5 protein-coding genes and 1 pseudogene are annotated in these 5,217 nt (G+C 60.7%); 4 read left to right on the top strand and 2 right to left on the bottom strand.

Annotation, left to right across the window (positions count from 1 at the left end; translation table 11 throughout):
• A partial coding sequence (locus JWR14_RS24575; RefSeq protein WP_299713355.1) for an alkaline phosphatase family protein occupies nt 1-1,544 on the bottom strand: 1,544 nt, incomplete at its 3' end.
• 211 nt (nt 1,545-1,755) lie between these two features.
• Nucleotides 1,756-1,932 (bottom strand): hypothetical protein, encoded by a 177-nt coding sequence (locus JWR14_RS24570; protein ID WP_299713352.1) that lies wholly within the window; start codon nt 1,930-1,932, stop codon nt 1,756-1,758.
• On the opposite strand from JWR14_RS24570, the gene JWR14_RS24565 reads away from it, so the two are divergent.
• The 4 genes and pseudogenes from JWR14_RS24565 to JWR14_RS24550 form a co-directional block, all read left to right on the top strand.
• Nucleotides 1,931-2,986: a substrate-binding domain-containing protein gene (locus tag JWR14_RS24565; RefSeq protein WP_299713349.1), complete on the top strand. Its 1,056-nt coding sequence runs from the start codon at nt 1,931-1,933 to the stop codon at nt 2,984-2,986. The two genes, JWR14_RS24570 and JWR14_RS24565, sit on opposite strands and share 2 nt — an antisense overlap.
• Entirely contained in the window at nt 2,983-3,996 is a 1,014-nt protein-coding gene (locus JWR14_RS24560) for an ABC transporter substrate-binding protein (protein WP_299713346.1), read from the top strand. The genes JWR14_RS24565 and JWR14_RS24560 overlap by 4 nt, the downstream gene beginning before the upstream one ends.
• Before the next feature lie 10 nt (nt 3,997-4,006).
• On the top strand, nt 4,007-4,831 hold the full coding sequence (locus tag JWR14_RS24555) for an ABC transporter permease (RefSeq protein ID WP_299713343.1): 825 nt from the start codon (nt 4,007-4,009) through the stop codon (nt 4,829-4,831).
• A gap of 8 nt (nt 4,832-4,839) precedes the next feature.
• A pseudogene (locus JWR14_RS24550) lies at nt 4,840-5,217 on the top strand (ABC transporter permease); the annotation flags it as partial.

The following is a 5,217-nucleotide window of genomic DNA, read 5'->3' as shown; positions in this document are numbered from 1 at the left end:
AGACGCGCACCGTTGAGCCAGTTGTCTTCAATGAAGCGAACCACCGAAGCCTGGGTAATCTGCGTGTGATCCACGTAGTTCACCTTCGCCCACGGCGAGATCACGACGAACGGAATACGCGTGCCCGGACCGCAGCGGCCATTCACCGGTGCGCCCTGCACACCCAGCGGAGCCGTAGCCGTACCGCACTTGCCCGCACCATTGACCTGGTCGGCAATCGCGTCGAACGACGCCGAAGTCGGGACTGCGTAAGCATGGTCGTACCAGCCGTCCGAGTCATCCCATGCCACGATCACAGCAGTCGTCGCCCAGTCCGGCTGTTGCTGGAGGAAGTTGACGATCTTCGCGGTGAAAGCCTGCTCATCGAGCGGATCCGAATAACCTGCATGGCCATCCTGGAACGCCGGCGCCTTGATGAAGCTGACCGACGGATAGTTACCCGCCTTGACCGCTGCAATGAAGTCGTCGGTGTCGTACTGGTGGTTCGCGGGTTCCGGCGTCTTGCCATCCGCTTCAAGCGACAAGCCGATCACTGCCATCGAGCTCGGACGTGCGTGCGTCGGGTTAGCCGTCGATGCGAAATACTGGAACCAGTTGTGGTGCGGGACATAGTCGGCAGTAGCCTGACCCACCACCGGCGACAACGTGCTGCGCTTGCAACCCGTCGTGCCGTTGCTGTTCACGGTCGCCAGGTTGAAGCCGCCCATGAAGCCGCCCCACGAGATGTTCTGCGCGTTCAGCAAGTCGCCGATGTTCTTGGCGGCCAGCAATGCGGTGTCGGTCGTGCTCGAGCAGATATCGTTGGCCGGATCAACGTCGTTGATCAGCGTGAAGCCGCCCTGGCCATCGTTCACGTAGTACGAACCCGTGTTCGTTGCACTGACCGCGGCCGTGCTGAACTTGACCCGCTGCAGGCCGTTGGTTTGGCCCGACACGACTTCGAGTGCGCCCGGCGTCGACGGACCGTAGGTGGACGTGTACGCGTTGTCGCTCATTGCGAAGTGCTGCGCATAGTTCCAGAGGGCGCCGACCGTGTTGCCGTCGTAGTAGCCCATGACCTGGCCAGCGGTACCGAATGCGCCTGCACCGCCTGCCGTGCCCTTACCCGTGAACTTCGGGAACAGGTCGGCTGCGCCATTGTTATAGGCCTGTTGTTCAGGCGTATACGAGTGGTTCTGGTCGGCGGTCGCGGCTTGCGTCCGGTCCAGGCGGAACGGATTGGCTGCGCCCGCGCCGTTGGCCTGGTTCGTGAAGTTCGGGTTAGCCGTCAGCAACGTGCCGCTAAGACCATTGATTGCCGGCGTACCCGCAGCCGGCGTGAATGCCGGTTCGCCCGCCGGGTTCGTTGCGTTCGGATAAGTCGCGAAGTAGTGATCGAACGAGACGTTCTCGTTATAGATCACGACGACGTGCTTGATGGGCGTAGCAGTCGAGATCCGGTTCTGGATGGACCCGTTGCTGTTGTTGTTGCTGCCGCCGCAGGCATATAGGCCGATAGCCATTGCTGCGGTGGGTACGCCAACCATTAAGGCTCGACGAAACATGTGTGAAGCTCCCGATGTCGTTGTTTCAGTGCTTGTTGTGGCCGCTTGGCCTTTGGGGACGGGTGCGGACTAGGATGCGGACTGTTCAAAGACCTTTCTTTCGATCCGAGCGCATTGGAACACTTACGTATGAACCCGAAAAGACGGTCTGCTTTCGCTGGGGTTACGTGCAAATAACAAGCAGAAAGAGTCGGTAAGGCCGGACGTCGAATTACGCTGGAATCAGCGCTCCAACGCTGATTCCACGGTTTGGCTGCGGCATTTTTATTGCATAAAAAAGCTCAAATGAACCCCATGGCAATGAGTCGCGTGCTTTCACGCGGACGTCACAGAGTGCTTCGATAATCGCTGCTGTAAACGTTTTCAGTTCATTCTTGCTACCGTTCATGCACTCCACCATCAAGGACGTTGCCGCGCATTCAGGCGTTTCTATCGCCACCGTCTCGCGTGCACTCAACGCACCGCAATTGCTGAATGCGGAGACGCTCGCCAAGGTGCGCGACTCGATCGAAGCGCTCGACTTCATGCCCAGCGCACGAGGCCGCCAGCTTCGTGGCGTACGCACGCGGCTGGTCGGCGTGGTCGTGCCGACACTGGTCAATCCTGTCTTCGCCGAGTCGTTGCAAGGCATTGATGAAGCGGCATCTGCCAGTGACTATCGCCTGATGCTGATGACCACCGCGTATGACAGCGCGCGTGAGCGTCGCGCGATCGAGACCTTGCGAGAGCAACGCGTGGATGGCCTGATCGCGACAGTGGCCGACGCCGAATCCAACCCCTTGCTGGACGAGCTCGATCGCATTGGCTTGCCTTATGTGCTGGCGCATAACGACACGGCGTATCGCGCGGCGGTGTCGGTGGATAACCGGCGGGCGGCGCGTGATGGCGTGTGTGCGTTGTTGCAGCGCGGGCATCGGCGAATCCTGATGCTCGCGGGTTCGTTCGCGGAATCAGACCGCGCGCGCTTGCGGTATCGCGGTTACGAAGACGCGATGCTCGACGCCGGCCTCACGCCTCATCCGCCGCTTGAACTTGATTTCAACGCGGACGATTTGCCGCCCTCGCTGCTCGCCCATCTCTCCGATCCCGCTCGCCGGCCCACTGCGCTTTTCTGCAGCAATGATCGCCTGGCGATCATCGTGATGCGTGGTTTGCGGCATGCGGGATTGTCTGTACCGCACGATATTTCAGTGCTCGGTTTCGATGGCATTCCGCTTGGCGAATGGTTGTCGACAGCGCTGTCCAGCGTCGCCACGCCGAACCGCGAGATTGGCAGGTTCGCATGGCTTCATCTCGCCACGCAGCTTGGTCTGCCCGGCGATACAACCAGCGGCCCCATTCCGTTCAAGTTGCCTCATAGCGTAAGAACCGGCGCGACCATCGCGCCATTGATCGATCCCGCGGCCACAACGGCCTCCCTCGTATCGGAGAAACCTGCATGAAAATCCGTCATGTCCTCGCTACGCTGCTCGCAGCAACGGCCACCTTTTGCGCGGCCGGCGCGGCTTATGCTGACAGCACCGCGATCTGCTACAACTGCCCGCCTGAATGGGCGGACTGGGCGAGCCAGATTGCTGCTATCCAGAAGCAGACCGGCATCCGCGTGCCGTTCGATAACAAGAACTCCGGCCAGGCTATCGCGCAGATGATGGCCGAGCAAAAGAGCCCGATTGCCGACGTGGTGTATCTCGGCGTTTCGTCGGCGTTCCAGGCGAAAGACAAGGGTCTCGTGCAGCCGTACAAACCGGCGCACTGGAGCGATATCCCTGCTGGCATGAAGGATCCTGACGGTTCCTGGTTCGCGATTCACTCCGGCACGCTGGGCTTTTTCGTGAACAAGGATGCGCTCGACGGCAAGCCGGTACCGCGCTCGTGGGCGGACTTGCTCAAGCCCGAATACAAGGGCATGGTCGGGTATCTTGATCCGTCGTCGGCGTTCGTGGGGTATGCGGGTGCAGTGGCCGTGAACCAGGCGCTGGGCGGCACGCTCGATAACTTCAAGCCCGGTCTCGACTGGTTCGAGAAGATGAAGGCCAACGCGCCGATCGTGCCGAAGCAGACCGCGTATGCACGCGTGATGTCGGGCGAGATTCCTATCCTGCTCGACTATGACTTCGACGCGTATCGTGCGAAATACAAGGATCACGCGAACGTCGAGTTCGTGATTCCGAAGGAAGGCACGATCGTCGTGCCGTATGTGATGAGTCTCGTGAAGGGCGCACCGCATCAGGCGAACGGCGAGAAGGTGCTGGACTTTGTGTTGTCGGATGAAGGCCAGCGCCTATGGGCAAATGCGTATTTGCGACCGGTGCGTGGCGGAGCGTTGCCGCCTGACATAGCCGCGAAGTTCCTGCCGGCGTCGGAGTCTGCGCGCGCCAAGGACGTCGACTTCGCGAAGATGGCTGCCAAGCAAAGCGCGTTCGGTGAAGAGTATTTACGCGTCATGCACTGATCTTTCAACGATGCAAGATTCCACCTTCTCCACCCGCGCGCGGGTCTTCCTGTTAGCACCCGCGCTGGCTGTCTTCTGCGCGTTCTGGCTGCTGCCGCTGGTCGCGTTGCTGCAGGCCAGCGCGGTGCCGGATGCGTTCACCGCGTATCGCGAAGTTCTGACCAACTCGCGTTATCTGCATAGCTTGCTCGCGACGATTGCGTTGTCGCTGGCGGTGACGGCGGCGACGCTGGTGTTATCGACAATCGCGGGGTTATTTCTGGCGCGTCGCGAGTTGCCGGCCAAGCGCGTGCTGGTCGCGCTGCTGACATTTCCACTCGCATTTCCCGGCGTGGTGGTGGGGTTCATGGTGATCATGCTGGCCGGGCGCCAAGGGTTGATCGGCGCCATCTCCTTACGGCTGACGGGCGACCGCTGGGTGTTCGCTTATTCACTCAGCGGTTTGTTTCTGGGCTATCTGTATTTTTCGATTCCGCGCGTGATCGTTACCGTGATGGCGGCTGCAACGAAGCTGGATGCCTCGCTGGAAGAGGCGGCGCGCTCGCTGGGGGCATCGCCGTGGCGAATCTTTGTGGATGTGATCATGCCTGCGCTGATGCCTGCTTTGATCGCGGCGGGGGCGGTGTGTTTTGCTACCGCGATGGGCGCGTTCGGCACCGCGTTCACACTCGCCACCGACCTCGACGTATTGCCGATGACCATCTATACCGAGTTCACGCTGAACGCGAATCTCGCGACAGCAGCGGCGTTGTCGATCGTGCTCGGTTTGGTTACGTGGGCCGTGCTGGCGGTTGCTCGCAGCCTCACCGGCGCGACTGTCGCCGCAACTGCATGAGGACGCCGATGCCTGAGTTCCTTAAGCCGCGTCGTCTGCTCGTTGCAGGGCAATTGCTGCTGACGCTTGCGCTGGTTGCGTTCATGGTCGTGCCCGTGGTGATGTCGGTAATGGCCGGACTGACCGTCAACTATTTTCGTGGCGTATCGAGTGGACTGACGCTCAAATGGCTCGATCAAGTGTGGGCGATGTATCAGGGCTCGGTCTGGTTATCGATAGAGATCGCGCTTGCAACACTTGCGATCACGCTCGCGATAGGCGTGCCGGCGGCGTACGCTCTGGCACGTAGCAATACGCGCTGGGCGCGCTTTGTCGAAGAACTCTTGGTACTGCCTATCGCGTTGCCGGGCCTTGCTACGGCGTTGGCTTTGCTGTCTGTGTATGGC

This window comes from Caballeronia sp. (genome assembly GCF_028292365.1).
Classification (GTDB): Bacteria; Pseudomonadota; Gammaproteobacteria; order Burkholderiales; family Burkholderiaceae; genus Caballeronia.
The sequence above is the reverse complement of the archived record's forward strand: the minus strand, read 5'-3'. Positions and strand labels throughout refer to the sequence as shown.

Excerpts from the sequence above, each read along its gene's own strand:
- JWR14_RS24565 (WP_299713349.1), top strand. The coding sequence starts at position 1,931 with ATGCACTCCACCATCAAGGACGTTGCCGCGCATTCAGGCGTTTCTATC.
- JWR14_RS24570 (WP_299713352.1), bottom strand. The coding sequence starts at position 1,932 with ATGAACGGTAGCAAGAATGAACTGAAAACGTTTACAGCAGCGATTATC.
- JWR14_RS24560 (WP_299713346.1), top strand. The coding sequence starts at position 2,983 with ATGAAAATCCGTCATGTCCTCGCTACGCTGCTCGCAGCAACGGCCACC.
- JWR14_RS24555 (WP_299713343.1), top strand. The coding sequence starts at position 4,007 with ATGCAAGATTCCACCTTCTCCACCCGCGCGCGGGTCTTCCTGTTAGCA.